23 protein-coding genes are annotated in these 23,353 nt (G+C 64.1%); 13 read left to right on the forward strand and 10 right to left on the reverse strand.

The annotated features are described in order from the left end of the window. Nucleotides 1–33 precede the first annotated feature (33 nt). Entirely contained in the window at nucleotides 34–1,383 is a 1,350-nt protein-coding gene (gene pssA, locus AC3WR3_RS17145; protein ID WP_492292520.1) for a CDP-diacylglycerol--serine O-phosphatidyltransferase, read from the reverse strand. A 153-nt stretch (nucleotides 1,384–1,536) separates the two neighbouring features. Further along, nucleotides 1,537–2,898, reverse strand: coding sequence for a GntP family permease (locus AC3WR3_RS17150; RefSeq protein WP_236661794.1), 1,362 nt, complete (start codon nucleotides 2,896–2,898; stop codon nucleotides 1,537–1,539). Between the two features lie 164 nt (nucleotides 2,899–3,062). Here AC3WR3_RS17150 and AC3WR3_RS17155 point away from each other — a divergent pair, with 164 nt between their 5' ends. The 4 genes from AC3WR3_RS17155 to AC3WR3_RS17170 all read left to right on the forward strand — a co-directional run bounded on the left by AC3WR3_RS17155 (nucleotide 3,063) and on the right by AC3WR3_RS17170 (nucleotide 6,915). Further along, complete coding sequence (locus tag AC3WR3_RS17155; protein WP_005328545.1) at nucleotides 3,063–3,572, forward strand: gluconokinase; 510 nt, start codon at nucleotides 3,063–3,065, stop codon at nucleotides 3,570–3,572. A 61-nt stretch (nucleotides 3,573–3,633) separates the two neighbouring features. Beyond that, nucleotides 3,634–5,430, forward strand: a complete 1,797-nt coding sequence (gene edd / locus AC3WR3_RS17160; protein WP_492292523.1) for a phosphogluconate dehydratase — start codon at nucleotides 3,634–3,636, stop codon at nucleotides 5,428–5,430. A 9-nt stretch (nucleotides 5,431–5,439) separates the two neighbouring features. Then, the gene (locus AC3WR3_RS17165; RefSeq protein WP_492292524.1) at nucleotides 5,440–6,081 is read left to right on the forward strand and encodes a bifunctional 4-hydroxy-2-oxoglutarate aldolase/2-dehydro-3-deoxy-phosphogluconate aldolase; all 642 of its coding nucleotides are present in this window, start codon (nucleotides 5,440–5,442) and stop codon (nucleotides 6,079–6,081) included. Nucleotides 6,082–6,222: 141 nt separating this feature from the next. After that, the gene (locus tag AC3WR3_RS17170) at nucleotides 6,223–6,915 is read left to right on the forward strand and encodes a helix-turn-helix domain-containing protein (RefSeq protein WP_492292525.1); all 693 of its coding nucleotides are present in this window, start codon (nucleotides 6,223–6,225) and stop codon (nucleotides 6,913–6,915) included. Here AC3WR3_RS17170 and AC3WR3_RS17175 read toward each other — a convergent pair. After that, nucleotides 6,904–7,293, reverse strand: coding sequence for a nuclear transport factor 2 family protein (locus AC3WR3_RS17175; protein ID WP_492292527.1), 390 nt, complete (start codon nucleotides 7,291–7,293; stop codon nucleotides 6,904–6,906). The two genes, AC3WR3_RS17170 and AC3WR3_RS17175, sit on opposite strands and share 12 nt — an antisense overlap. A gap of 125 nt (nucleotides 7,294–7,418) precedes the next feature. Then, entirely contained in the window at nucleotides 7,419–8,426 is a 1,008-nt protein-coding gene (locus AC3WR3_RS17180; protein ID WP_202047949.1) for a substrate-binding domain-containing protein, read from the reverse strand. Nucleotides 8,427–8,515: 89 nt separating this feature from the next. On the opposite strand from AC3WR3_RS17180, the gene AC3WR3_RS17185 reads away from it, so the two are divergent. After that, on the forward strand, nucleotides 8,516–9,166 hold the full coding sequence (locus AC3WR3_RS17185) for a Qnr family pentapeptide repeat protein (RefSeq protein ID WP_492292530.1): 651 nt from the start codon (nucleotides 8,516–8,518) through the stop codon (nucleotides 9,164–9,166). Nucleotides 9,167–9,294: 128 nt separating this feature from the next. Here the strand turns inward: AC3WR3_RS17185 and AC3WR3_RS17190 are convergent, their stop codons facing one another. Continuing rightward, nucleotides 9,295–10,698, reverse strand: coding sequence for a peptidoglycan DD-metalloendopeptidase family protein (locus tag AC3WR3_RS17190; RefSeq protein WP_492292532.1), 1,404 nt, complete (start codon nucleotides 10,696–10,698; stop codon nucleotides 9,295–9,297). A 9-nt stretch (nucleotides 10,699–10,707) separates the two neighbouring features. Next, nucleotides 10,708–12,237 (reverse strand): 2,3-bisphosphoglycerate-independent phosphoglycerate mutase, encoded by a 1,530-nt coding sequence (gene gpmM, locus AC3WR3_RS17195; protein WP_492292534.1) that lies wholly within the window; start codon nucleotides 12,235–12,237, stop codon nucleotides 10,708–10,710. A gap of 337 nt (nucleotides 12,238–12,574) precedes the next feature. On the opposite strand from gpmM, the gene AC3WR3_RS17200 reads away from it, so the two are divergent. Genes AC3WR3_RS17200 through gpsA form a run of 3 tightly spaced genes read left to right on the forward strand, consistent with a single transcriptional unit; the run spans nucleotide 12,575 to nucleotide 14,531 of the window. Continuing rightward, nucleotides 12,575–13,006 (forward strand): rhodanese-like domain-containing protein, encoded by a 432-nt coding sequence (locus AC3WR3_RS17200; RefSeq protein WP_025325373.1) that lies wholly within the window; start codon nucleotides 12,575–12,577, stop codon nucleotides 13,004–13,006. 47 nt (nucleotides 13,007–13,053) lie between these two features. Continuing rightward, a complete protein-coding gene (gene secB, locus AC3WR3_RS17205) occupies nucleotides 13,054–13,524 on the forward strand; it encodes a protein-export chaperone SecB (protein ID WP_005328525.1) in 471 nt (156 codons plus the stop codon). A gap of 2 nt (nucleotides 13,525–13,526) precedes the next feature. Further along, nucleotides 13,527–14,531 carry an NAD(P)H-dependent glycerol-3-phosphate dehydrogenase gene (gpsA, locus tag AC3WR3_RS17210; protein WP_025325374.1) on the forward strand — a complete coding sequence of 335 codons (1,005 nt, stop codon included), beginning with the start codon at nucleotides 13,527–13,529 and terminating at the stop codon, nucleotides 14,529–14,531. 69 nt (nucleotides 14,532–14,600) lie between these two features. Here gpsA and nfuA read toward each other — a convergent pair whose 3' ends face one another. Then, nucleotides 14,601–15,179 carry a Fe-S biogenesis protein NfuA gene (gene nfuA / locus AC3WR3_RS17215; protein ID WP_033129997.1) on the reverse strand — a complete coding sequence of 193 codons (579 nt, stop codon included), beginning with the start codon at nucleotides 15,177–15,179 and terminating at the stop codon, nucleotides 14,601–14,603. A 148-nt stretch (nucleotides 15,180–15,327) separates the two neighbouring features. Continuing rightward, complete coding sequence (locus tag AC3WR3_RS17220) at nucleotides 15,328–16,056, reverse strand: ComF family protein (RefSeq protein ID WP_429110718.1); 729 nt, start codon at nucleotides 16,054–16,056, stop codon at nucleotides 15,328–15,330. A gap of 38 nt (nucleotides 16,057–16,094) precedes the next feature. Here AC3WR3_RS17220 and bioH point away from each other — a divergent pair, with 38 nt between their 5' ends. The 3 genes from bioH to AC3WR3_RS17235 all read left to right on the forward strand — a co-directional run bounded on the left by bioH (nucleotide 16,095) and on the right by AC3WR3_RS17235 (nucleotide 18,022). Continuing rightward, nucleotides 16,095–16,859 (forward strand): pimeloyl-ACP methyl ester esterase BioH, encoded by a 765-nt coding sequence (gene bioH / locus AC3WR3_RS17225; RefSeq protein ID WP_492292539.1) that lies wholly within the window; start codon nucleotides 16,095–16,097, stop codon nucleotides 16,857–16,859. A gap of 71 nt (nucleotides 16,860–16,930) precedes the next feature. Next, nucleotides 16,931–17,164 (forward strand): flagellar hook protein FlgE, encoded by a 234-nt coding sequence (locus tag AC3WR3_RS17230; RefSeq protein ID WP_042648867.1) that lies wholly within the window; start codon nucleotides 16,931–16,933, stop codon nucleotides 17,162–17,164. A gap of 96 nt (nucleotides 17,165–17,260) precedes the next feature. Continuing rightward, nucleotides 17,261–18,022 carry a putative metalloprotease CJM1_0395 family protein gene (locus AC3WR3_RS17235; protein WP_492292541.1) on the forward strand — a complete coding sequence of 254 codons (762 nt, stop codon included), beginning with the start codon at nucleotides 17,261–17,263 and terminating at the stop codon, nucleotides 18,020–18,022. A gap of 69 nt (nucleotides 18,023–18,091) precedes the next feature. On the opposite strand, the gene AC3WR3_RS17240 is transcribed toward AC3WR3_RS17235, so the two are convergent. Together AC3WR3_RS17240 and greB are read right to left on the reverse strand one after the other, a co-directional pair. Then, the gene (locus AC3WR3_RS17240; RefSeq protein ID WP_492292543.1) at nucleotides 18,092–20,404 is read right to left on the reverse strand and encodes a Tex family protein; all 2,313 of its coding nucleotides are present in this window, start codon (nucleotides 20,402–20,404) and stop codon (nucleotides 18,092–18,094) included. 217 nt (nucleotides 20,405–20,621) lie between these two features. Beyond that, nucleotides 20,622–21,095 carry a transcription elongation factor GreB gene (gene greB / locus AC3WR3_RS17245; protein ID WP_247627721.1) on the reverse strand — a complete coding sequence of 158 codons (474 nt, stop codon included), beginning with the start codon at nucleotides 21,093–21,095 and terminating at the stop codon, nucleotides 20,622–20,624. A 225-nt stretch (nucleotides 21,096–21,320) separates the two neighbouring features. On the opposite strand from greB, the gene ompR reads away from it, so the two are divergent. Further along, nucleotides 21,321–22,040: an osmolarity response regulator transcription factor OmpR gene (gene ompR, locus AC3WR3_RS17250; protein WP_111911588.1), complete on the forward strand. Its 720-nt coding sequence runs from the start codon at nucleotides 21,321–21,323 to the stop codon at nucleotides 22,038–22,040. Further along, nucleotides 22,037–23,347 (forward strand): two-component system sensor histidine kinase EnvZ, encoded by a 1,311-nt coding sequence (envZ, locus tag AC3WR3_RS17255; protein WP_492292546.1) that lies wholly within the window; start codon nucleotides 22,037–22,039, stop codon nucleotides 23,345–23,347. The genes ompR and envZ overlap by 4 nt, the downstream gene beginning before the upstream one ends. Nucleotides 23,348–23,353 lie beyond the last annotated feature (6 nt).

Genomic DNA, 23,353 nt, shown 5'->3' on the forward strand with positions numbered 1-23,353 from the left:
TTTGGAGGGGCAGAGAGGGGAGGCGGACAGGGTTTAGATGATCCGCTTGAGCAGGATATGGGCCCTGACCCTGTGGATCCTGGCAAGCAGCTTGCGCACCTGCTCGGGGTAATCCTTGATCTGCTCGATCTGATCGAAGTGGCTGATGCGACGGGTGTGGGCCAGGATGCAGTCGCGCTCCTCCTGGAAGCGCTCGCGCAGATGGTGATGGCGGTCATGGACCAGCAGGCCGTTCTCCAGATCCAGCGCCCAGGCGCGGGGATTGAGGTTGTTGCCGGTGAGCAGGGCCCACTCCTGGTCCACGAAGATCCCCTTGAGGTGATAGGAGTTCTTGTCACAGCACCAGAGCATCAGGTTGAGACGGCCACTGTCGATGTGGTGCTGGTTGCGCTCGGCAAACTTGCGCAGGTTGGTCTCGTAGAGATAGGGCAGGCCGCCTATGGTGGAGAACTTCTCCTCCGGCGGGATGAAGAAGTCGTTGGCTGTCTTGTCGCCCACCACTATGGTCACCTTGCAGCCGCGCTTGAGCAGGGCTTCCACGTCCTTGTTCAACTCCTTGGGGGGGTTGAAGTAAGGGGTGCAGATGAAGATCTCCCGCTCGGCGGCCCGCACCAGATTGCGGATCATCCGGTTGAGCTGGTTGCCGCGCTTGCCCAGGCCCACCATGGGGGTGATGGCGATCTCCTGGCTGTTGGCCGGTATGCTCTCGAATCGGTACTGGCTGGTGCGCAGGTTGTGCTTGAAGCGGCGGATCTGCCCCTTGAGCTGCTTGGCGCCCGGGATGCCGGGGCGATCCAGCCGCTGCACGGCCTCGCTCTTGAGGAAGACGTCATCCACGTAGTTGACCATGCTGCGGGTCAGGGCCTGGCTGTGGATCTGGTGATAACGATCGAAGCGGTAGCGCTCCTGCTGGTGCAGGTAGATGTCGTTGAGGCTGGCACCTGAGTAGAGCAGGATGTCGTCGAAGATGAAGCCCTTGAGGTGCAGGACGCCGAGCAGCTCGCGGCCCTTGACCGGCACGCCGTAGATCTCGATCTGGTGTTCATGGCGGGCGGCCATGGTCTGATACATCAGGTGGTTGCCCCCCTGTTTGCCCTTGCCGATCAGGCCGCGCTGGGCACGGTGGAAGTCGACGAAGACCTTGATGTCGAGGGCGGGGTTGCGCTGCTTGGCGGCGTAGAGGGCAGAGAGGATCTCCCGTCCCGCCTCGTCATCCTGCAGGTAGAGGGCGATCAGATAGATACGCTGGGTCGCGCCCGCGATGAGCGAGAGGATACGGCTCTTGAAATCCTTGGCGCTGTTGAGTACCTGGAACTGATCTGCGGCAACCGCGATCTGGGGTAAACGTGCCAGCAACTGTCGATAATGTGCCGATGAATGCATAGAGAAGCCTGAAATCACGGGATGAAGCGTTCCACTCGGGGCGATGAATAGGCAATTCTAGCAATCTGTGGCGACGGGCCCAAGCAAGAATCCGTAAAAATGTCGATGGAACGCCATATCGGGGCCGCCGGATGGGGCCCCGATATGGGGGAGTTAGAAGACGATGCTTGCCATGGCAACGATGAGGAAGGCGATGGTACCGAGCAGTGTCTCCATCACGGTCCAGGTCTTGAGGGTGGTCTTCTCGTCCATGTTGAGGAAGCGGCTGACCAGCCAGAAACCGGAGTCGTTGAAGTGGGAGAGCACGGTGGCCCCACCGGCGATGGCGATGACGATGAAGGTCAGGTCCAGATCGCTCAGCCCGGCTGTGGCCGCGACCGTCGGCGCCATCAGGGCGGCCGTGGTGGTCAGGGCCACTGTGGCAGACCCCTGGGCCACCCGCAGGGCGGTGGAGACCAGGAAGGCGGCCAGGATCACTGGCATGCCGGTGTCGGAGAGCACGTCGGCCAGGGCCGTGCCGATGCCGCTGGCACGCAGCACGCCGCCGAACATGCCACCGGCACCCGTCACCAGGATGACGGCGCAGACCGGGGCCAGGGCGTCGTTGCAGAACTTCTCGAGCTGCACCTTGCCCTGGGTCTGACGGAACAGCCAGAGGGCATAGAGCACTGTGATGAGCAGGGCCACCGGGGTCTTGCCGACCATGCGCAGCACGTTGACCCAGTCCGCACCCTTGTCGATGACACCCATGACACCCAGGGTATTGAGGCCGGTATCCATGAAGATGAGCACCAGCGGCAGCAGCAGGATGGAGATCACCTGGCCAAAGCTCGGCGCCTTGTCGGAGAGTCGCTCTGCGGTCTCGGTGAAGCTCGGGGGCAGTGGCAGCTCAAACTTCTTGCCGGACCAGAGCCCGAACAGATAGGCACCCAGGTACCAGGTCGGCAGCGCGACCAGCAGACCCACGACGGTGAGCAGCCCTATGTTGGCACCCAGCAGTTCGCTGGCGGCCACCGGGCCCGGGTGGGGCGGCAGGAAGGCGTGCATCACCGCGAAGGCACCGGCGGAGGGCAGGGCATATTTGAGGACTGAGCCGCCGAACTGCTTGGCCACGCTGAAGATGATGGGCAGCATGACGATGAGGCCGGCATCGAAGAAGATCGGGAAGCCGAACAGCAGGGAGGCGATCCCCAGCGCGAAGGGGGCGCGGTGGGAGCCGAAGCGGTTGATCAGGGTGTCGGCAAGCACCTTGGCGCCCCCCGTCATCTCCAGGATCCTGCCTATCATGGCCCCCAGGCCAACCAGCAGCGCGACCGAGGCCAGGGTGCCGCCGAAACCGGTCAGCATGGTGGGGATCACCTGGTCATAGGTGACCCCGGTGGCCAGGGCTGTCAGCATGCTGACCAGGGTCAATGCCACGAAGGCATGTACCTTGAATCGCATGATCAGCACCAGCAGCATGACGATAGCGCCAGCGGCTACCGAGAGCAGGTAGGCGACATCGGGTGTGTTCATCGCTCCGTCCATAAAATGTCCTCAAATGGTTCTAGTAGTTGTTCTGCACATTTCTGTGCTCCACTTCACATTGCGCAACGTTACCGGTAACATGTTACCGGTAACGTGCTAACTTAGAACCCATCAGGTAAACGTTTTTTGAAAAGTGAGAGAGAGGTCAAATAATGGCGGGCAAGAGCATTATCGTGATGGGTGTGTGTGGCAGTGGCAAGTCCAGCATAGGCCTCAAGGTGGCCAGCGCCCTGGGCGCCAAGTTCATCGACGGTGATGATCTGCACCCCCGCGCCAACATCCAGAAGATGGCGGGCGGCAACCCTCTCAACGACGAAGACCGGGCACCCTGGCTGGAGCGGATCCGCGATGCGGCCTACAGCCTGGAGCAGAAGAACGAGCTGGGCGTCATCGTCTGCTCGGCCCTCAAGAAGCAGTACCGCGACCAGATCCGCGAGGGCAACGAATCGGTGCACTTCCTGTTTCTGGACGGCAGCCAGTCCCTCATTCTCGACCGGATGCGGGCACGCCAGGGCCACTTCATGCGGGAAGGCATGGTAAAGAGTCAGTTTGAGACCCTGGAGCGGCCGGATGGCGAGGCCGGTGTGTTTCGCGTCGACATAGACGGCACCTTCGAGCAGGTGGTCGACCGCGCCGTCACCGCCCTGGCGCAGGTGCAATGAGCCATTTCGCGCGCCCGGCCCCGGTCGATCGCGCCCGTATTTCCGTGTTGGAGACAATCCTATGACCCATCCCGTGATCACCGAGGTGACCAACCGCATCCGCGAGCGCAGTGTCGCCCGCCGCCAGGCCTTCCTGGCCCGCATCCAGCGCCAGGCCGAGCAGGGCAAGACCCGCGCCTCCCTCTCCTGCGGCAACCTGGCCCACGCCGTGGCCGCCTCCAGCTGTGACGACAAGGGGCGCATCCTCGACATGACCCGCGCCAACGTGGCCATAGTCACCGCCTACAACGACATGCTGAGCGCCCATCAGCCCTATCAGGGCTACCCGGACATCATCAAGGGAGCGCTGGCCGGGCTCGGCCACAGCGCCCAGGTCGCCGGCGGCGTGCCCGCCATGTGCGACGGCGTGACCCAGGGCCAGCCGGGGATGGACATGTCCCTCTTCTCCCGGGATCTCATCGCCCAGGCCACCGCGGTCTCCCTCTCCCACAACACCTTCGACGCCACCCTGCTGCTCGGCATCTGTGACAAGATAGCCCCGGGCCAGATCATGGGGGCCCTCTCCCACGCTCACCTGCCCACCGCCTTCGTGCCTGCCGGCCCCATGGCGAGCGGCATAGGCAACGACGAGAAGGTCAAGGTGCGCCAGCAGTACGCCGCCGGCGAAGTGGGCCGCGATGCCCTGCTGAAGATGGAGTGCGGCGCCTACCATTCGGCCGGCACCTGCACCTTCTACGGCACCGCCAACACCAACCAGCTGGTGTTCGAGGCCATGGGGTTGATGCTGCCGGGCTCCGCCTTCGTCCACCCCCACAGCGAGCTGCGCCACGCCCTCACCGAGGAGGCGGCTCGTCGCATCAGCGCCATGATCCCGGGCTCCCCGGCCTACCGCCCCCTGAGCCAGGTGCTGGACGAGCGCGCCCTGGTCAACGGCCTGGTGGCCCTGCTCGCCTCCGGCGGCAGCACCAACCACAGCATCCACATGGTGGCGCTGGCCCGCGCCGCCGGCCTGGAGCTGACCTGGGACGACTTGAGCGATCTCTCCGACGTGGTGCCGCTCTTGGTACGCATGTACCCGAACGGCCCGGCGGACGTGAACGCCTTCGAGCAGGCGGGGGCCGTGCCCGGCCTGATGCGCCGGCTGGCGGAGGCGGACCTGATCCACCTGGACGCCACCCCGGTGTTTGGCGAGATGCAGGATTACCTCAGCCGCCCCGCGCTGGTGGAGGGCAAGCTGGTGTGGCAGCCGGTGGGGGAGAGCACGGATCCGAGCGTGTTGTCCGTCGCTGGCAGCGTGTTCCAGGCCACCGGCGGCACCAAGCTGCTCAGTGGCAACCTGGGCCGCGCCGTGGTCAAGGTCTCGGCGGTCGCCCCCGAGTATCGTGTTATCGAAGCGCCAGCCCGGGTCTTCTCCTCCCAGCACGCGGTGGAGGCGGCCTACAAGGCCGGTCAGCTGAACCAGGACGCCGTCATCGTGGTGCGCCACAATGGTCCGGCGGCCAACGGCATGCCGGAGCTGCACAAGCTGATGCCGGTGCTCGGCAACCTGCAGAAGGCGGGTCACAAGGTGGCCCTGGTCACCGACGGTCGTCTCTCCGGCGCCTCCGGCAAGATCCCGGCCGCCATCCACGTCACCCCGGAAGCGCTGCACGGCGGGGCCATAGGCCTGCTTGTCGATGGCGATCTGCTGCGGGTGGACGCGGTGACCGGCAGCCTCGACTGCCTGACCGATTTGAGCGGCCGCACCCAGGCCGAGATCGACCTCACTCTGGAACAAGAGGGGTGGGGCCGTGAACTGTTCAGCGTGATGCGTCGCGCGGTATCGAGCGCCGAGTGCGGCGCCACCATCTTTGACTGAGGAAGAGCTATGCAGAACTGGAAAGTGACCCCTGCCGAGGTGTTTGCCGCCTCCCCCCTGGTACCCGTGATGGTCATCAACGACCTGGAGCAGGCCCTGCCGATGGCCAAGGCCCTGCTCGATGGCGGCATCTCTGTGTTCGAGATCACCCTGCGCACCCCGGTGGCCCTCGATGCCATCGCCCTGATCGCCAAGGCGATGCCGGATGCCATGGTCGGTGCCGGCACCGTGCTCAACTGCGCGCAGTTTGACGCCGCCGTGGCCGCCGGTGCCCGCTTCGTCATCTCCCCGGGGATGACCCCGGCCCTGCTGGCTCATGCGGCCAAGAGCACGGCGCCGCTGATCCCGGGGGTCGCCACGCCGTCCGAGGTGATGCAGGCGCTGGAAGCGGGCTACAACCACCTGAAATTCTTCCCGGCCGAGGCGAACGGCGGCACCAAGGCGCTGGCCGCCATCGCCGCCCCCCTGCCCCAGGTACGGTTCTGCCCCACCGGCGGCATAGGCCCGAAAAACGTCGCCGACTACCTGGCGCTGAAATGCGTGGCCACCGTCGGCGGCTCCTGGATGCTGCCCGCCGATGCGGTCAAGAGCGGCAACTGGGAAGAGGTGACCCGCCTCTCCCGGGAAGCGGTTGAAATGGTTAAACGCTAAGCGAACATCGTTTAGATAAATTGAACAGGCCACCCTTGGGTGGCCTGTTGTTTTTCCGCCTCCGGGAGGCAGGAAGGCCATTTACACTGAGCCGCCGGCTGGCTTAAGGTCGGGGGCCTGTCCTCCACGCTGTCGCCCCTTATGAGCTTTCTTCATCACGCCTACCCGCTAGGGCACCTCACCGCGCTGCACAGCCACCCCCAGGCCCAGTACTGCTACCTGCACCAGGGCGGCGGTGTCATCACAGGCTGCGACGGCGGCGGCTTGCTGGTGGCCGGCCAGCTCTGCCTGATCCCCGCCGGCTGGGCACACGAGTTTCGCGTGCTGCGCCACTCCGGGCTCTCGCTGCTCTATACCTCGCAATCGGCATCTACCACTTTCAGCCAGTTTCAGGTGAGCCCCATGCTGGCGGGTCTCTTCGCCCGTCTGCCCGAGCTGGAAGAGGGGGAGACGCGGGATGCCTATCTGAAGGTGCTGCGCCACGAGCTGGCACTCGCCGCTCCGCTCGCGGGGCAGCTCCCCCTGGCCGCGGATCTGGATCCGCGCCTGCTGCGGGTGCTGGAGAGGCTGTGTCAGACCCCCTCCGTCAAGGTGACGCTGGAGGCACTGGCGGTCGATTGCGGCGCCTCGGTGCGCACCCTCAATCGCCTCTTTGCCCGGCAGCTGGGGTGCAGTTTTCGCCAGTGGCGGGAGCGGGTGCTGATGGGGCGGGCCCGTCAGTTGCAGCATCAGGGGATGGTTCCTGTCGAGATTGCCGGGATCCTCGGCTATGAGGATCCCGACGCCTTCTCGGCGGCCCTGGCGCGGGTGATGGGCCGCGGCTCAGCGCCGTGAGCCTATGTCTGCGTCCTCCTTGTCCCCCGCCAGCAGGCAGGTGACCTCCTCGGTGTGACAGAGCCGGCCCTCGCGAAAGGTGAAGAGGCCGCTCACCTTGCAGGCCAGGGTGCCGCCATCCTGGCGGGTGGCTCGAACCAGGTGGGTGGAGTGGACCCGCTCGCCCAGCTCCAGGGTGGCGACAAACTCGATGGTGGCCTCGGCCAGATGGCTTCTCAAGGTGGCGATATGCTGGCGAAAGGCGGCGTAGTCGAGGGTCTCGCCATTCACCTGCTGGCAATAGTCCGGGCTGAACCAGGCGTCGAGCTCGGCCAGGGTGAAGCCGGGATCGCAGATGACGCGCTGCAGGCAGGTCTTCAATCTTTCGGTGTGGTTCATCTTCTGCTCCTGAATGTGGGACAAGCTGCGCCAGCATAAGTCAGTGAGCAGGGAGGATCCCGGGAGGACGCGCCATCATGGCGGTCACAGGCGCCAAGGTGGCGCCGGGGGATGAAGGGGCGGGATCAGCCCAGGCTCTCCCCCTCATAGAGGGAGAAGCCCATGTCCTTGCGGTGCTCGGCCTGGGGTTGCCCATTGAGCCTGGCCAGCAGCATGGCGGCCGCCTCGCGGCCGATGGCCTCGCGCGGGGTGCTGATGCTGGCGAGCTTGGGGGTCATGGCGTGGCCGATGTCGAGGGCGTTGCAGCCGGCGATGGCGATCTGCTGGGGCACGGGTATCCACCTGGCCTGGCACTGCAGCAGGGCACCGACCGCCACGTCGTCGTTGGTGCAGAACAGACCGTCGAGATCGGGATAGCGGGCCATGGCCTGCTCCAGCAGCTGGCCACCCAGGGTGAAGCTGGAGGACTGCTCGGTCAGCAGGTGCTGGCCATCCAGGCCGAAGTCCGCCATCGCCTGGTAGTAGCCCTCCATCCGCAGCTGGGTACGCACGTCGAGGCGCGCCCCCAGGTAGACCACCTTGCGCCGTCCCCGGCGCAGCATCTCTGTTACCATGGCCCGGGCGGCGGCCCGGTGATCCATGCCCACCACCATGTCGATGGGGGAGAGCGGCAAGTCCATGGTCTCCACCACCGGAATGCCGGCGGTGGCGATCATCTTGCGGGTGCGATCCGTGTGCTGGGTATCGGCGAGGATGAGACCATCCACGTTGTAGGAGAGCAGGGAGGCGACCTGCTCCTCCTCCCGCTCCGGGCTGTAGCCGTAGTGGGCGAGCAGGGTCTGGTAGCCGGCGGGCCGGGTCACCGCCTCTATGCCGTGGATCACCGCCGAGAAGACCTGGTTGGAGAGGGAGGGGATCAGTATGCCGATCGCCTTGCTGGTGGCGTTGGAGAGCATGTCCGGCGCCCGGTTCGGGATGTAGCCTAGCTCCTCCACCGCCGCGGCGATCCGTTCACGGGTGCCTTCGGCCACGGCGGACGGGTCACGCAGGTAGCGGCTGACGGTCATCTTGGTGACTCCGGTCAGGTCGGCGATGTCCTGCAGGGTGGGGCGGCGCTTGCGGGTGTCGTTCATCTCGGGGTCCGGCAAAGAATGTTACAGGTAACATTACCGTTTTCGCGCAACAAAGTCAGCATATGACGCCATCACAGGAGAGGCTGGGGATGATCAAGGGCAAGTGCTTCGAGGGGAAAAGGTTCGAGCAGCAGGAGGTGGCCGAGCAGCAGTTTGATGGTTGCCGCTTTATCGACTGCAACTTCTCCTGGCTGGATCTGGGGGAGAGCCGCTTCGTCGACTGCAGCTTCTTTGATCGGGAGCGCGAGCTCGGCTGCCAGTTTCAGGGCTGCGATTTGCGGGAGGCGCGCTTCCTGCGCTGCGATCTCACCCTGGCTGACCTCAGCCGCAGCCAGTGCCTGGGGTTGGAGATGCGCGACTGCCAGGCCATGGGCATCAACTTCGCCCACGCCAGCTTTGCCAATCAGATCACCGTCAAGAGCTACTTCTGCGAGGCCCATCTTACGGGAAACAATTTCAGCTACGCCAACTTCGACGGCTGCCTGCTGGAGAAGTGCGAGCTCGGCGGCAACCGCTGGCAGGGGGCCAGCCTGCTGGGGGCCTCATTGGCGGGATCCGATCTCAGCGGCTCCGAGTTTGGCCAGATCGACTGGACCAGCTTCAACCTGCAGGGCTGCGATCTGCGTCAGTGCGACCTGCCCGGGCTGGATCTGCGCCGGGTCAACCTGGACGGCGTGCAGATAAACGAGGAGCAGCAGCAGGGGCTGCTGGAACAGATAGGGCTGGTGGTCTTCCCCTGAGCGGGGTGGAAAAGAGGTAAGTTTTCATCAACGGGGGCGGTGTGGCGCTTCCCCTGCCAAACAAAAAGCCTGCGTGATGCAGGCTTTTTGTTTGCAGAGTGATAGGCGTTTGGCCCATCAGCAGGGACTCAGCGTCTGGCCAGCCACTTGGTCGGGTTGATCGCCTCGCCCTGATAGCGGATCTCGAAGTAGAGGCCGGAGCGCTCCTGTCCGCCGCTGTCGCCGACCAGGGCCACGGGTTCGCCCTGTTCCACCTTCTGGCCCACCTGACGCAGCAGCGACTGGTTGTGGCCGTAGAGGCTCATGTAGCCGCGGCCGTGGTCGATCACCAGCAGCATGCCGAAGCCGTCCAGCCAGTCCGCATAGACCACCTGGCCCGGTGCCACCGCCTTGACCTGGGTTCCCTCGCTTGCGCCTATCAGGGTGCCCTTCCACTTGAGCTCGGCGGTGCGCGGCGAGCCGTAGGAGATGAGGATGGGGCCCTGTACCGGCCAGCGCAGGTTGCCACCCGTGCTCAGACCGCCGTAGCCGTTGCTGCTCGCCTTGGCGCTGCTGCGCGCGGCGGCTTGCTGCTTCGCCACCCGGTTCTGCTGTTCGGTGACTCTCTGCTGCTCGGCGGCGAGCCTTTGTTGCTCGCCGGCCTGGCGTTGCTGGGCCGCGATCCGTTGCTGCTCGGCAATCCGCTTCTGCTCCGCGGCCAGGCGCTGGGCCTCCAGGCGGCGCTGGCGCTCCTGCTCGGCCTTGATCTTGGCGAGGCGCTCCCGCTCGGCCCGTTCGCGCCGTTCCTGCTCTTCCCGCTGGCGGCGCAGCTCTTCAAGCCGGGCCTTCAGGGCCTTCTCCGCCTTGACCAGCTTGGTGAGCTTCTGCTCGTCGTTTTGCACCGATTGCTGCAACTGGTTGCGCACCTTGGCCCGGCTCTGCTGGCTGGCAAGCAGGGCCTGATGGTGCTGCTGCTGTTCGCTTAGCAGGGCTTGCAGCCTGCTCTCGGTCTCTTTGGTGGCCAGCTGGTTTTTCGCCAGCTTGTTGCGGGTGGCGCGCAGGGCGTCTATGGCCTCGATGCGAGCCTTGTTGAGATAGTCGTAGTAATCGAGAGAGCGGCTCAGCTTGGCCGGATCCTGCTGGTTGAGCAGCAGCTTGAGGTAGTCGTGGTTGCCCGCCTGGAAGGCGCTTTCCGCCTGCTTGGCCAGCAACTGTTTCTGGTGTTTCGCTTGTTGTTCCAGCGCCAGCTTGTCCTGCTGCAGCTCGGCCAGCTTCTGCTGGTTCTGCTTCAGTTGCAGTCTGGTCTGATCCAGCTTGGCGGCGGCGGCCGAGATGGCCTGCTCGTCAGCCTTGAGCTGGGTGTTGAGCTTGGCAAGCTCCTGCTTGCTGAGCTTGAGGGTCTTCTGCTGTTCCTTGATCTCGGACTGCATGGCCCCCAGCTGCTGGTTCGCAGCCTGGGCCGTGCCGGCGCCGCCGACCAGGCAAAAAAACAGCGCGCCGGCCAACAGGCCGACGCGACTGGTTTTCTGTGAAATAACTTCGCATCCCCGCATGGGGCAGGATTATTTCAGAATCATCAGGGGCTTGCCAGTCATTTCCGGCGGGACAGGAAGACCCATAAGAGTCAGCATGGTCGGGGCCAGATCGGACAGTTTGCCCCCTTCCAGCACCTCGGCCTTGCGACCGAAATAGATGAGGGGAACCGGCAGATTGGTGTGGGCGGTGTGCGCCTGACCAGTCTCTTCGTCCAGCATCTTCTCGGCGTTGCCGTGGTCGGCGGTGATCAGGCATTCGCCACCCACTTCGGCCAGGGCCTCGGTGACGCGACCGATGCAGTGGTCAACGGCTTCGCAGGCCTTGACGGCCGCATCGAACACACCGGTGTGGCCAACCATGTCGCCGTTCGGGTAGTTGCAGATGATGACGTCGTACTTGCCGCTCTTGATGGCGCCGACCAGCTTGTCGGTCAGCTCTTCGGAGCTCATCTCCGGCTGCAGATCATAGGTGGCCACTTTCGGGCTGGCGACGATCTCGCGATCTTCGCCGGTGAAGCAGGACTCTTCGCCACCGTTGAAGAAGAAGGTGACGTGAGCGTACTTCTCGGTCTCGGAGATGCGCAGCTGGGTCTTGCCCTGCTTGGCCAGCCATTCACCCAGGGTGTTGACCAGGGCAGTGGGCGGGTAGGCGCAGGCAGTCTTGATGTCGGCCGCATACTCGGTCAGCATCACGAAGTTCAGCGCCGGGGTGGCGGCACGGGCGAAGCCGGTGAAGTCGCTGTCGACGAAGGCGCGGGTGATCTCGCGGGCACGGTCGGCACGGAAGTTCATGAAGATCAGCGCATCGCCATCTTCCATGGGGGCAGCGTCACCGATGCGGGTGGCCTTGACGAACTCGTCGTTCTCGTCGCGGGCGTAGGCATTGGCCAGGGCTTCGCTGGCGCTCTCGGCGGTGAACTCGCCCTTGCCCTGGGTCATCAGGTCATAGGCCTGCTGCACGCGATCCCAGCGGTTGTCACGGTCCATGGCGAAGTAGCGGCCGATCATGGAGGCGAAACGACCCTTGCCCAGCTTGGTGAACAGGGCGTCGAACAGCTCGATGGAGGACTGGGCGGAGCGCGGCGGGACGTCGCGGCCATCCAGGAAGGCGTGGAAGTAGATCTTCTCGGCGCCACGCTTGGCGGCCATCTCGATCATGCCCATGATGTGCTCTTCGTGGCTGTGTACGCCACCCGGGGACATCAGGCCCATGATGTGCACGGCCTTGCCCTTGGTCACGGCGGCGTCAACAGCCTTGCCCAGCTCGACGTTCTGGAAGAAGTCGCCGTCCTGGATGTCCTTGGAGATGCGGGTCAGCTCCTGATAGACGATGCGACCGGCGCCGATGTTGACGTGGCCCACTTCGGAGTTGCCCATCTGGCCGTCCGGCAGACCCACATCCAGGCCGGAGCCGGAGATCAGGGTGCTGGTGTAGTCGCGGGCCAGGCGGTCCAGGTTCGGGGTCTTGGCGGCGGCAACGGCGTTGTGCTCTTGCTTGGTGCTGTAGCCCCAACCGTCCATGATGACCAGAACCAAAGGTTTCTTAGCTGTTGACATAAGACTATGTCCTCTCGGATAGGAATGAATTGCGGGAAGTGAAACTAGCGTAATATTACTACATCTGCCGAAATAGTCACCTGATAGCCAAGTCCCTCTTTCACCTCTGTTTTTACCTGTTATCCCACTGTTTTCGGCATGTTGCCGGCTTGTCTTTGTGCACGATTCACCCCCTGGCGCCTCTCTTCCGAAGCGGCTGGCGGCCCCTTCCCCAAGGCGGTCTGGGGGCGGGCAATCCCTGATGGGAGCTTGCTCTCGCTTTGCCGCCAAGATGGCTGATCTTATCAAGGGCCCCATGTATACTCGGGCCCTTGTCTTGGTCCCTGGATAGTAGAAGATGCAAGAGTATTTGGATTTTGCGGCCCGCAACCCGCTGCTGACCGCAGCCTGGTTGGGCCTGGCAGGCACCCTGGTGTATACCACTGTGCGTGCTCGTTTTTCTCCGGTGAAGGCGGTGAACAATCACGGCGCCACCCTGCTGATCAACCGTGAAAATGCCACTGTGGTGGACATTCGCAGTCAGGATGAGTTTGCCAAGGGTCATCTGGCCGGCGCCCATCACCTGCCCCTCACCCAGATCCAGGCGAACAATCTGGGGCCGGTTGAAAAGCACAAAGATGCCCCCATCATAGTGGTGTGCGAGTCGGGGATGACCGCTGGTGGCGCGGGTCGCCAACTGAGCAAAGCCGGTTTCAAACAGGTATATGTGCTCAGCGGTGGCATGGCCCAATGGCGTGCAGATAATCTGCCGGTGACCAAAAAACGCTGATTTAAGGGCCTGCGCCCACTCATTTTCTTAAAAAGGAATCAAACGAAATGGCTGACGAAATCAACAATCAGGAAGTGCAACCGGAATTCCACATCCAGCGTGTCTACACCAAGGATGTCTCCTTCGAAGCCCCGAATACTCCGCACATCTTCCAGAAAGAGTGGCAGCCGGACGTCAAGCTGGACATGGACACCAAGACCAATGTCCTGGCTGACGGCGTGTACGAGGTCGTGCTGACCCTGACCGTGACCTGCAAGCTGGAAACCGAGACCGCCTTCCTGTGTGAAGTGCAGCAGGCCGGTATCTTCACCATCGGCAACCTGCCGGAGCCGCAGCTGGCACACTGCCTGGCCGCCTTCTGCCCGAACATCCTGTTCCCCTATGCCCGCGAAGCCGTGGCCAACCTGGTGAGCAAGGGTTCCTTCCCGCAGCTGAACCTGGCACCGGTCAACTTCGACGCCCTGTTTGCCCAGCACATGGCACAGGTTCAGGCCCAGCAGGCGACTGCGGAAGCCTGATAATGGCCGACCAGATCGCAATCTCGGTCTTGGGGGCGGGGTCTTATGGCTCCGCCCTTGCCATTTCTCTGGCGCGCAACGGCCATCCGACCCTGCTGTGGGGTCACGATCCCGCCCATGTCGCCGAGCTGGAACAGGATCGCTGCAACAAGGCGTTTCTGCCTGATGTCCCTTTCCCCGCCGATCTGCAGCTGACTGCGGATCTGCAGGCGGCAGTGCAGGCCGCTCCCGTGCTGCTGCTGGTGGTGCCGAGCCATGTGTTCGGCCAGGTGCTGGCCCGGGTCAAACCCTTCCTGCGCCCCGATACCCGTATCGCCTGGGCCACCAAGGGGCTGGAGCCGGACAGCGGCCGCCTGCTGCAGGACGTGGCCCGTGACGTGCTGGGGGAGACTATCCCGCTGGCGGTGATCTCGGGTCCGACCTTCGCGAGGGAGCTGGCCGCCGGCCTGCCGACCGCCATCTCTGTGGCGTCGACCCACGACGACTTCGCCGACGATCTCTCGCAACTGCTGCACTGCGGCCGCTCGTTCCGGGTCTATACCAATCCGGACTTCATCGGTCTGCAGCTAGGGGGGGCGGTCAAGAACGTCATCGCCATCGGCGCCGGTCTCTCCGACGGGCTGGGCTTTGGCGCCAACGCCCGAACCGCGCTCATCACCCGGGGTCTGGTGGAGATGCAGCGCCTCGGTGCCGCACTGGGGGCCGATGCCAAGACCTTCATGGGGATGGCGGGGCTCGGGGATCTGGTGCTGACCTGTACCGACAACCAGTCCCGCAACCGTCGCTTCGGTCTGGCCCTCGGGGCCGGCAAGTCGGTGGAAACCGCCATGACCGAGATAGGTCAGGTGGTGGAAGGTTATCGCAACACCAAGGAGGTGCATCTGCTGGCGGCCCGTTGTGGCGTCGAGATGCCCATCTGCGAGCAGATCTTCAAGGTGCTGTACGAAGGCAAGAACCCGAAAGAGGCGGCCATCGCCCTGCTGTCGCGAGACAAGAAGGACGAGTGATCTGCCCGCCGCAGAATGCAAAAGGCCCCGCCAGCTGGCGGGGCCTTTTCTTTGCCGCAGGGCAGCAAATCAATAGTAGGAGTGATCGCCACGCTGGTGCTCGGTGGCATCCTTCACGCCGTTGAGCTCGCCCGGGAATTTCTCCAGCAGCTGCTTCTCGATCCCCTCTTTCAGGGTGTAATCCACCTGAGAACAGCCGTTGCAACCACCACCAAACTGCAAAATCGCCAGCTTGTCGTCGGTAATGTCAATCAAGGTCACCTTGCCACCGTGACCGGCCAGCATGGGGTTCACTTCAGACATCAGCACATACTCGATGCGGTCGGCCAGGGGCGCATCGTCGGCCACCTTGCGCATCTTGGCGTTGGGCGCCTTGAGGGTGAGCTGGGAGCCCATCTGATCGGTGACGAAGTCGATGGTGGCATCGACCAGGTAAGGGGCGCTCAGGGGATCGACCAGGCAGTCGAAGCCGCTGAAGGGCAGGTGTTGATCTTCCGGATCGACCGCGTCGGGTGGGCAATAGGATACGCCGCACTCGGCATTCTGGGTTCCCGGATTGACCACAAACACCCGGATGTTGGTGCCATCAGGCTGCTTTTCCAGCAACTTGCGGAAGTGGGCCTGGGCGGTGTCGGAAATGCTGATCATCACTATCCTCATAAACCTGAGTGTACGACTAGGGTATTCATGATAACTCGCTTGGCGGGGCTTGGGTAGCGTGTCGATGGCGAGCTTGTGAGCCCGGGCGTATCGGAATCATGCCGCCATCGGCCTGCTTGGCCGTATCCCTGCCAGGTTATTTGAGGTGTCTGAGGGTACGGCAGATGGCCCACACCTCCACCTCTGTGATGCCACTCTCATGAAGCAACCGGGTGAGCTGACCTGCGGTGGCTCCCGTGGTGACCACGTCGTCGAGCAGGGCCACGTGGCGGTAATGGTGGGGCGCTATCTGGAAGGCGCCGCGCAGGTTGCGCCGCCGCTGGCCGGCACTGAGCCGGGTTTGCTGCGGAGTGGCCCTGATCCTGCGCAGCAGCCGGGTGTCGCAGGGGATGCCGGTGAGCTCGCCGAGGGCGGTTCCTATCTCCTCTGCCTGATTGAACCCGCGCCACCACTGGCGCCACCAGTGCAGGGGGACGGGGATGATGGCTTCGGGAGGATCGTCTCCCTCCAGATGGTCGGCCAGCAGGCGAGCGAGCAGCGGCGCCAGCAGGATCTGGCCCGAGTATTTCAGCCGGGGAATAAGCAGGGAGTAGGGGATCTGATAGTCACCTATCACCTGCAGCCGCTCCCAGGGAGGGGGCCTGCGCTGGCAGCGTCCGCACAGCAGCTCGTTTCCTGCCTGGTGCTCTGGCAAGGGGGTCGCGCACAGCCTGCATTTGCGGCAAGGCTGGTGCAGGGACTGCTGACACCAGCGGCACAGCAGAGGCTGATCATCACAGGGCTGGCGACAGAGCAGGCAGAGGCCGAGCCAGTCGGACCGGGAGCCGAGGATCGGACTTGCTTTGGCGAGCAGCCGCTTTAACATGCAGGCTCCAAGCAGATGAACAGGGATCTTGAGTCTAGATGAGCGTATCGGTTGAGCGGTTTGGCCAGGGGCAGGACCTGGTGTTGTTGCATGGCTGGGGCATGAATGGTGCTGTCTGGCACGGTATTGCCCAGCAGTTGGCGGCCCACTATCGGTTGCACCTGGTGGACTTGCCCGGGTTTGGCAACAGCCCCCTGCAGGAGGGGAGTGACTACTCCCTGCCCTGGCTGGCGGAGCAGGTCGCCACCGTCCTGCCGGAAAAATGCCATCTGCTCGGCTGGTCCCTCGGCGGCCTGGTGGCGAGCCAGCTGGCCCTGACCCGGCCTGAGCGCCTCCACTCCCTCATCACTGTCGCCAGCTCCCCCTGCTTCATGGCCCGCGAAGACTGGCCCGGGATAGCCCCCAAGGTGCTTGCGGGGTTCAACCAGATGCTGGCGGGGGACTTCATGCAGACCATAGAGCGCTTCCTGGCGATCCAGGCCATGGGTAGCGAACATGCCAGAAACGACATTCGCCAGTTGCGCCAATGGCTGGCAGAGCGTCCGGCTCCCCGGCTTGCCGCGCTGGAGGCGGGTCTCGGTCTGCTGGCCGACGTGGATCTGCGGGATGCGCTGGTCGGTCTGGATCTGCCCTGGCTGCGCATCTATGGCCGGCTGGATTCCCTGGTACCCAAGGCGGCCATACCGCTGCTGGACGAGCGCTACCCCGCGAGCCGCAGCCTGGTGCTGGAGAAGGCCTCCCATGCCCCCTTTATCTCCCACCCGGCCCAGTTCATCGACATGGTGCGGCAGTTTGTCGGCTGAAAAGTGAGCGGAAGGCTTCAATAATTCCGCAAGCTGGTGAATAATCAGCCAACCATGAAAGGAGTGAGCCGATGCGTATCGATTCTGCCATGACCACGGGCGTACAGGGATTCCAGCGGGCCGAGCAACTGGCCGGCCAGGCATCCGGCCAGCTTGCACGCCTCAACACCCCGTCGGGCGACCAGGTACAGGTGACGGACGAGCTGGTGAATCTCAAGGTGGCCGAGCTGCATGCCGGCGCCTCCGCCAAGGTGATCCAGACCGCCAGCGACATGCTGGGCACCCTGATCGACATCAAGGTGTGAGATGAACGTCAACGTCGCTCTGCCGTCCTTCATCCTCCATCGTCTGCAACCGCAGGCTGGCATGGTTGGGGACCTTGATCGACATCAGGGTGTGAGATGAACGTCAACGTCAGTCTGCCACTTCTGATCCCCAATCAACTGCAGCCGCAGACGGAATCGGCGCAGACTGACAACCGCCGCGCAGAGCTGGTGCCTCCCAGCCGCCAGAGCGAGGCCTCCAACGCCGAGTCCGGCGTCGCCTCCCAGAAAGACAAGTCCAGAGCCGCCCAGGCCAATTCCAATCCGTCTGCCGCTTCGACCCGGGATAACGCGCAGGCCGGCCCGACGACCTCGTCCCATCGCTTCGTCGAGGCCACGGGGGAGGAGAGCCAGCGCCGGCAGCAGCAGGATCCCGAACAGCAGGAGCAACAGAGGCAGCAACGCCAGCTGGCTGCGCTGGTGGAGCGGGATCTCGAGGTGCGCAAGCACGAGCAGGCGCACCAGATGGCAGGCGGCGAGCATGCGGGCAGCCCCAGCTACCAGTTTTCCCAGGGGCCGGATGGCAAGCGTTACGCCACCGGGGGTGAGGTGGCCATCGACATCGGCACCATCCCGGGCGATCCGGCTGCCACCCTCGCCAAGATGCAGCAGGTGCGTGCCGCCGCCCTGGCGCCGGCAGAACCCTCGTCACAGGATCTGAGCGTGGCCCGCGCCGCCTCTGCCAAGGAAGCCAAGGCCCGTAAGGAGCTGATGACCCTCAGGCAGGAAACCACAGGTCCGCTCGGTGCCTATATGGACAACCGAAATCAGGTGATTGCCAGGCACTATCAGCAAGCGGTGAGGCCGGCTTCCCCACATAGCCTGAGTCAGGACGCCTGATCCCGTCCCGTGCCAGCGCGGTGCAGACAAGAAAAAGCCCCTTTCGGGGCTTTTTGCATTGTCGGGATCCTATTTCTTCAGCTTGGAGAGGGCGGCGGCGAAGGCGTTGCCCATGGCACCACCGGCAGGGGCGCCCTGTTTCGGCTCCTGCCTGGGTCTGGCGCTGCCTGTACCCGATGGGCGGGATTCCGCCGGCTTGCGGGCGGGTTGTCCCGCTTTCTCGTCGAGGCGCATGGTCAGGCTGATGCGCTTGCGCGGTGCATCCACCTCCAGCACCTTGACCCGCACAATGTCCCCCGCCTTGACCACCTCGCGGGGATCCTTGACGAAGCGGTCGGTCAGGGAGGAGATGTGCACCAGGCCATCCTGATGGACGCCGATGTCGACGAAGGCGCCGAAGTTGGTGACATTGGTGACCACCCCTTCCAGCACCATCTCGGGCACCAGGTCGCTGATTTTCTCCACCCCTTCCTTGAAGGTCGCGGTCTTGAACTCGGGGCGCGGGTCGCGGCCCGGCTTGTCCAGCTCGCCGATGATGTCGGTGACTGTGGGCACGCCGAACTGCTCGTCCGTGTAGTCGGCCGGTTTCAGGCTGCGCAGCAGGCTGCTGTTGCCGAGCAGGCTCTCCACTGTCTTTTCCAGCTGGGCGAGGATCCGCTCCACCACCGGATAGGACTCCGGGTGCACCGCCGAGCCGTCGAGGGGATTGCTGCCGCCGCGAATGCGCAGGAAGCCGGCGCACTGCTCGAACGCCTTGGGCCCGAGCCGGCTCACCTTCAGCAACTGCTGACGGCTCTTGAAGGCACCGTGCTCATCCCGGTAGGCGACTATGTTCTGGGCCAGGGTCTGGGAGAGGCCGGAGACCCGGTTGAGCAGGGCGACCGAGGCGGTATTCACATCCACACCGACCGCGTTCACGCAATCCTCGACCACGGCATCCAGTCGGCGGGCCAGCTGGCTCTGTCCGACGTCGTGCTGATACTGGCCCACCCCGATGCTCTTGGGATCGATCTTGACCAGCTCGGCCAGGGGGTCCTGCAGGCGACGGGCGATGGAGACGGCGCCACGGATGGAGACGTCGAGATCCGGGAACTCCTGGGAGGCGAGCTCGGAGGCGGAGTAGACAGAGGCCCCCGCTTCGCTCACCACGATTTTCTGCGCCTTGGAGGCGGGGTAGCGCTCGAACAGATCGCTCACCAGCCGGTCGGTCTCCCGGGAGGCGGTGCCGTTGCCTATGCTGATGAGCTCCACCTTGTGCTTCTGGCACAGCTCGCTCAGGGTCTTGAGGCTCTGATCAATCTGGCGTTTCGGTTCGAACGGATAGATGGTGGCGTGATCGACCAGCTTGCCGGTGGCATCCACCACGGCCACCTTGACCCCGGTGCGGATGCCCGGGTCCAGCCCCATGGTGCAGCGCATGCCGGCCGGGGCCGCCATCAGCAGATCCTTGAGGTTCATGGCGAACACCTTGATTGCCTCCTCCTCTGCCGATTCACGGATGCGGCCGATCAGCTCTGTCTCCATCTGGAGCGACAGCTTGATCTTCCAGGTCCAGCTCACCACCCCTTGCAGCCACTTGTCCGCCGGGCGGTTCTGCAGATTGAGTCTGAGGTGGTGGGCGATGATCCCTTCGCAGGGACTGGCACTCTCATCGTCACCTGTGACCAGCGCCAGATTGAGGATCCCCTCGTTGCGGCCGCGCAGCATGGCCAGCACCCGGTGGGAGGGGGCCTTGTGCAGGGGCTCGTCGTGCTCGAAGTAGTCCTTGAACTTGGCCCCTTCCTGCTCCTTGCCCGCCACCACCCGGGCGCGCAGGGTGGCGTTCTGCCACAGGTAGTCCCGCAGCTTCTCAAGGAGATCCGCCTGCTCGGCGAAGCGTTCCATCAGGATGTAGCGGGCGCCGTCGAGGGCCGCCTTGCTGTCGGTGATCCCCTGTTCGGCATTGAGGAAGCGGGCCGCCACTTGCTCCGGATCCTGCATGGGGTCGGTGAGCAGCAGGTTGGCCAGCGGCTCCAGCCCGGCTTCGATGGCCATCTGCCCCTTAGTGCGACGCTTGGGCTTGTAGGGGAGGTAGAGGTCTTCCAGCCGGGTCTTGCTGTCGGCACCGTTCAGCTCGCGGGCCAGCTCGGGAGTCAGCTTGCCCTGCTCCTCGATGGAGCGAATGATCACCTGGCGGCGATCTTCCAGCTCACGCAGATAGCCGAGGCGGCTCTCCAGGGTACGCAGCTGACTGTCGTCCAGACCGCCGGTCACCTCCTTGCGATAACGGGCGATGAAGGGAACGGTCGAGCCTTCATCCAGCAGGCGCACGGCGGCCTGCACCTGTTCCGGGCGGGCATTCAGCTCACCGGCAATCTGTCTCTCAATTACATGGCTGTGCATCTGGGGTCTCTGTGGTCGGGTCTGTCCAACGGGCCGGCAGTGGCTGGGAATGGTCGCGGCGGGCTCGCCAGCTGACTCCCGGTGCGCCTCTGCGGCCGGTGTGCGCCTTGCGGCGCCGGGTGTGAGCACTATATGAGGTCGACGCTGGGGATGCCACCCCGGGCAAGGCGCCAGCCTGACCCCGAGGGGATGGGCTGGCCCGCGCTCCCCGGCAGGATCACTTGGGGTAGCTGATGTCGTTGACATACCAGCAGGCGTCACCCACTGGCGTACGCACTATGGCCTCGTCGCCGACCTCTTTCTTGAGCAGGGCGCGGGCCATGGGGGAGTCGATAGAGATGTAATCCTTGCGACCGAAGATCTCGTCATAGCCGACGATGCGAAAGCGCTTGGTCTCTCCCTCTTCACTCTCCACCTCGACCCAGGCGCCGAAGAACACCTTGCCCTCCTGGGAGGGGGAGTAATCGACTATGGTCAGCTCCTCCAGGCACTTGCGCAGGTAGCGGACCCGGCGGTCTATCTCCCGCAGCCGCTTCTTGTTGTACTGGTAGTCGGCGTTTTCGCTGCGATCCCCGAGGCTCGCCGCCCAGGCCACCTTCTTGGTGACCTCGGGTCTCTCCTCGCGCCACAGGGTGTCGTGTTCCTGCCGGAGCAGGTTATAGCCTTCACGGGTGATGAGTTTGGTTTTCATGGGCTTATCAGTCCCTGCTGCCTGTGTGGCGGGTTGCGTCGTCTTGCTCGGGATCTTAGCCATTGGCGTCCGAGTGTCGAGCAGAAATGCATGCAAAGCGGCTCGTTCGGCACCGCGCTATCCCCGGGATCCCCCGGTCAAGGGTAATAACCGGTAACATATTTATGCTTTGTGGTTGCCAGAGCGGGCCCTAGTATTGGGAGGAGACAGAGAGGAGAGGCGGCAATGAGTCAGCAATACAAGGTCCTGGTGGTCGACGACGACCTGAAACTACGCTCCCTGCTGGAGCGTTACCTCACCGAACAGGGATTTGTGGTGCGAGGCGTTGCCAACGGGGAACAGGCGGATCGTCTGCTGACCCGCGAGAACTTCAGCCTGATGGTGCTCGACCTGATGCTGCCGGGGGAGGACGGGCTCTCCATCTGCCGCCGTCTGCGGGAGGCGGGCAACCAGATCCCGGTGCTGATGCTCACCGCCAAGGGAGATGAAGTGGATCGCATCGTCGGGCTGGAGATGGGGGCCGATGACTATCTGCCCAAGCCCTTCAACCCCCGTGAGCTGCTGGCCCGGATCCGCGCCGTGCTGCGCCGTCATACCGTCGAGCTGCCCGGTGCGCCGTCCACCGCCGAGAAGATGGTGAGCTTTGGCGCCTATCAACTCAACCTAGCGACCCGCGAGCTGAGCCGCGACGGGGATCCGGTCGCCCTCACCAGCGGCGAGTTTGCCGTCCTCAAGGTATTGGTGAGCCACCCTCGCGAGCCGCTCTCCCGGGACAAGCTGATGAACCTGGCCCGGGGGCGGGAGTACACAGCCACAGAGCGCAGCATAGATGTGCAGGTCTCCCGCCTGCGCCGCCTGCTGGAGCAGGACCCGGCCCAGCCCCGTTACCTGCAGACGGTGTGGGGCCTGGGCTATGTCTTCGTGCCGGACGGTGACGGGGAATGAAAAAAGTGGGCAGCATGTTCTCCCGCATGCTCTGGTTCCTGGCCGCCGTGCTGGTGGTCTATCAGGTTGTCTCCTACGCCACCTTCTACAACTATCTACTGGCGCCCACCGTCAAGCAGATCAGTCACCTGCTGGCCAATCAGGTCAAGCTCATCTTCCCGGTCGACAGCAACCAGCTTGCCCTGAGCGAGGATGCCGAGGCGCTGGTCTATGTGACCACGGGCAGCGACATCTACACCCAGAGCGAGGCGGCGCAGCATGGACTCAAGGAGTCCAAGCCCTACCCCTATCTGGAGGAGAACATCAGTCGGGAGCTGAAGGGGGAAACCAGGGTCAGGGTCGAGATCCAGGACCACTACATCATCTGGATCCAGCCGCCCCAGGCTAGCCAGATGTGGGTGCGCATCCCCCTGACCGAGATAGAGGATGACGACATAGAGCCCCTCATCATCTACATGAGCGTGCTGCTGGTGGTGACCCTGTTTGCCGCCTGGCGTTTCGCCCGCCAGCTGGTGCGGCCGCTGGAGGATCTGGAGGCGGGGGCCGTGGCGGTGGCGCGAGGCAACTTCCCCGATGCCCTGGGAGAGCACGGTTCGCGGGAGGTGCGCCGCCTGACCCGTACCTTCAACCACATGTCGCACTCCATCAAGGGCCTTATCGAAGAGCGTAACCTGATGATGGCCGGGGTCTCCCACGATCTGCGCACCCCTCTGACCCGCATCCGGCTGGCGACCGAGATGATGTCCTCCGGGGATGAGTATCTCAAGGAGAGCATCAATGCGGACATCGACGAGTCCAACGGCATCATAGACCAGTTCATCGACTACATACGCCCGAACGAGGGGCTGGATGCCCAGCCCATCGATCTGACCCAGCTCATCCACGATGCGTTGCTGATGCAGACCGATCAGGGGCTGGAGGTGGAGCTGCTCCTGCCGGAGCAGGCGGTGCGGGTGGCCTGCCATCCCATCAGCATACGGCGCATCCTCAACAACCTGTCGGGCAATGCGGTGCGCTACGGCGCGACCCGGCTGCAGGCCGAGTTGAAGGACGATGGTCACTGGGTCAGGTTGCGGCTCTCCGACAATGGCCCCGGGATAGCAGAACAGGACTATTCCCGGGTGCTCAAGCCCTTTACCCAGGGCAATGTGGCGCGCACCGGTGGCGGCAGTGGCCTGGGGCTGGCCATAGTCGCCAAGATAGTCTCCCAGCACCACGGCACCATCAGGCTGGGCCGCTCCGAGCTGGGAGGCTTGCTGGTGGAGATCCGGCTACCCAAGCACCAGCCGCTGGAGTGGATGGATTGAACGAAG

Source organism: Aeromonas sp. EU05-FHT14A05 (assembly GCF_058791175.1).

What these genes read in the sequence shown, in the direction of transcription:
- envZ (WP_492292546.1), top strand. Translation starts at nt 22,037, where the DNA reads ATGAAAAAAGTGGGCAGCATGTTCTCCCGCATGCTCTGGTTCCTGGCC.
- AC3WR3_RS17150 (WP_236661794.1), bottom strand. Translation starts at nt 2,898, where the DNA reads ATGAACACACCCGATGTCGCCTACCTGCTCTCGGTAGCCGCTGGCGCT.
- AC3WR3_RS17220 (WP_429110718.1), bottom strand. Translation starts at nt 16,056, where the DNA reads ATGTTAAAGCGGCTGCTCGCCAAAGCAAGTCCGATCCTCGGCTCCCGG.
- AC3WR3_RS17200 (WP_025325373.1), top strand. Translation starts at nt 12,575, where the DNA reads ATGCAAGAGTATTTGGATTTTGCGGCCCGCAACCCGCTGCTGACCGCA.
- pssA (WP_492292520.1), bottom strand. Translation starts at nt 1,383, where the DNA reads ATGCATTCATCGGCACATTATCGACAGTTGCTGGCACGTTTACCCCAG.
- AC3WR3_RS17165 (WP_492292524.1), top strand. Translation starts at nt 5,440, where the DNA reads ATGCAGAACTGGAAAGTGACCCCTGCCGAGGTGTTTGCCGCCTCCCCC.
- AC3WR3_RS17155 (WP_005328545.1), top strand. Translation starts at nt 3,063, where the DNA reads ATGGCGGGCAAGAGCATTATCGTGATGGGTGTGTGTGGCAGTGGCAAG.
- secB (WP_005328525.1), top strand. Translation starts at nt 13,054, where the DNA reads ATGGCTGACGAAATCAACAATCAGGAAGTGCAACCGGAATTCCACATC.
- bioH (WP_492292539.1), top strand. Translation starts at nt 16,095, where the DNA reads ATGAGCGTATCGGTTGAGCGGTTTGGCCAGGGGCAGGACCTGGTGTTG.
- greB (WP_247627721.1), bottom strand. Translation starts at nt 21,095, where the DNA reads ATGAAAACCAAACTCATCACCCGTGAAGGCTATAACCTGCTCCGGCAG.
- AC3WR3_RS17230 (WP_042648867.1), top strand. Translation starts at nt 16,931, where the DNA reads ATGCGTATCGATTCTGCCATGACCACGGGCGTACAGGGATTCCAGCGG.
- gpsA (WP_025325374.1), top strand. Translation starts at nt 13,527, where the DNA reads ATGGCCGACCAGATCGCAATCTCGGTCTTGGGGGCGGGGTCTTATGGC.
- AC3WR3_RS17190 (WP_492292532.1), bottom strand. Translation starts at nt 10,698, where the DNA reads ATGCGGGGATGCGAAGTTATTTCACAGAAAACCAGTCGCGTCGGCCTG.
- ompR (WP_111911588.1), top strand. Translation starts at nt 21,321, where the DNA reads ATGAGTCAGCAATACAAGGTCCTGGTGGTCGACGACGACCTGAAACTA.
- gpmM (WP_492292534.1), bottom strand. Translation starts at nt 12,237, where the DNA reads ATGTCAACAGCTAAGAAACCTTTGGTTCTGGTCATCATGGACGGTTGG.
- AC3WR3_RS17170 (WP_492292525.1), top strand. Translation starts at nt 6,223, where the DNA reads ATGAGCTTTCTTCATCACGCCTACCCGCTAGGGCACCTCACCGCGCTG.
- AC3WR3_RS17180 (WP_202047949.1), bottom strand. Translation starts at nt 8,426, where the DNA reads ATGAACGACACCCGCAAGCGCCGCCCCACCCTGCAGGACATCGCCGAC.
- AC3WR3_RS17175 (WP_492292527.1), bottom strand. Translation starts at nt 7,293, where the DNA reads ATGAACCACACCGAAAGATTGAAGACCTGCCTGCAGCGCGTCATCTGC.
- AC3WR3_RS17185 (WP_492292530.1), top strand. Translation starts at nt 8,516, where the DNA reads ATGATCAAGGGCAAGTGCTTCGAGGGGAAAAGGTTCGAGCAGCAGGAG.
- edd (WP_492292523.1), top strand. Translation starts at nt 3,634, where the DNA reads ATGACCCATCCCGTGATCACCGAGGTGACCAACCGCATCCGCGAGCGC.
- AC3WR3_RS17235 (WP_492292541.1), top strand. Translation starts at nt 17,261, where the DNA reads ATGAACGTCAACGTCAGTCTGCCACTTCTGATCCCCAATCAACTGCAG.
- AC3WR3_RS17240 (WP_492292543.1), bottom strand. Translation starts at nt 20,404, where the DNA reads ATGCACAGCCATGTAATTGAGAGACAGATTGCCGGTGAGCTGAATGCC.
- nfuA (WP_033129997.1), bottom strand. Translation starts at nt 15,179, where the DNA reads ATGATCAGCATTTCCGACACCGCCCAGGCCCACTTCCGCAAGTTGCTG.